At 70.0% G+C, this 1,481-nt stretch carries 1 protein-coding gene; it reads right to left on the bottom strand.

Features of this window, described 5'->3' with window-relative positions; translation table 11 throughout:
- Nucleotides 1-1,481: SpnB-like Rossmann fold domain-containing protein (locus tag AB0E24_RS45915; protein WP_359386034.1), on the bottom strand; the 1,481-nt coding region annotated here is incomplete at both ends.

Raw genomic sequence — 1,481 nt, forward strand, 5'->3', positions numbered from 1 at the left:
GTTGGGCGAGTTGGATGGCGGCGGTGCCGACGCCGCCGGTGCCGGCGTGGATGAGGACGCGTTCGCCTGGTTTGAGGGCGGCGAGGTCGTGCAGTCCGTAGTAGGCGGTCAGATAGACGATGGGGAACGCTGCGGCGTCGGTGTACGACCAGCCTGCTGGTATCGGGGTGACCATCCGTCGGTCGGCTATTACGACGTTGGCCAGTGCGTCGGGGAAGAGTCCGGTTACTCGGTCGCCGGGGGTGAGGTCGGTGATGTCGGGGCCGATGTCGAGGACGATTCCGGCGGCTTCGCTGCCCATGGTGGCCTCGCCGGGGTACATGCCCAGGGCGATGAGTACGTCGCGGAAGTTCAGACCGGCGGCTCGTACTGCGACCCGTACCTCGTGCGGTCCCAGTGGGCGCGTCGCCGAATCGGACGGGACCAGTGTGAGGTTCTCGAGTGTGCCGCGTTCGCTGGTGTCCAGGTGCCAGGCGTCGGCGTCGGCCGGTGGTGTCAGCGCGTCGGTGACGGCGGTGGTCGTCAGCCGGGGGAGGGTGATGGCGCCGTCGCGGATGCGGGCCTGGGGTTCGCCGGAGGCGACCAGGACGGCCAGGGCGTCCCTGGAGGCGGGGTGGTTGTCGGTGTCGACCAGCACGATGCGGTCGGGGTGTTCGGTTTGGGCGGTGCGGATGAGTCCCCAGACTGCTGCGCCCGCGAGGTCGTCGTAGGTGGCCTCGATGACCAGGGGGGCGGTGGTGTCCGCGGCCAGGTGCTGTTGGACGCGAGTCAGGGTCTCGGTGGTGATGCGGTGGGTGTCGGCCAGGACGTCGTCGCCGACCGTCGGTACCGCATACCGCTCGAACTCCGAGGTCGGCGAGACGCTGCCGGACCACGGGAGCCAGTCCAGCGCGTACAGGTCGTCGGTCTGTCGAGGGCGGGCGCGCAGCTGGGCGGGGTCGATCGGCCGTGTGGTGAGTGAGTCGACGGTGACAACCGGCTGTCCGCTGGTGTCGGTCGCCGACAGCGACAGCGTGCCGTCGTCGTCGATGTCCAGCTCGACCCGCAGTTTGGTGGCGCCGGTGGCGTGGAGGGTGACGCCGGTCCAGGCGAAGGGCAGCCGGATTTCGTCCCCGTCGGAGACCGCGACCAGTGCGTGGAGGGCGGCGTCGAGGAGTGCGGGGTGGATGCCGTAGCCGTCGGTGTGGTCGGTGTGGTCGGTGTCGGGGAGGCGGACGTCGGCGAAGAGGCGGCTGTCGCGGCGCCAGAGTGCGTGGAGTCCTTGGAAGGTGGGGCCGTATTCGAGTCCGGTGGTGGCGAGGCGTTGGTAGGTGCCGGTCAGGTCGATGGGTTCGGCGTCGGTGGGGGGCCAGGTGGTTTGGGGGCTGGGGGGTGTGGTGTTGGCGCGGGTGAGGGTGCCGGTGGCGTGGGCGGTCCAGGGTTGTTCGGGGGTGGTGCGGGTGTGGATGGTGAGGTTGAGGGTGTTGTTGTCGTGGGTGGGG

This window comes from Streptomyces malaysiensis subsp. malaysiensis (genome assembly GCF_040653035.1).
Taxonomy (GTDB): domain Bacteria; phylum Actinomycetota; class Actinomycetes; order Streptomycetales; family Streptomycetaceae; genus Streptomyces; species Streptomyces malaysiensis.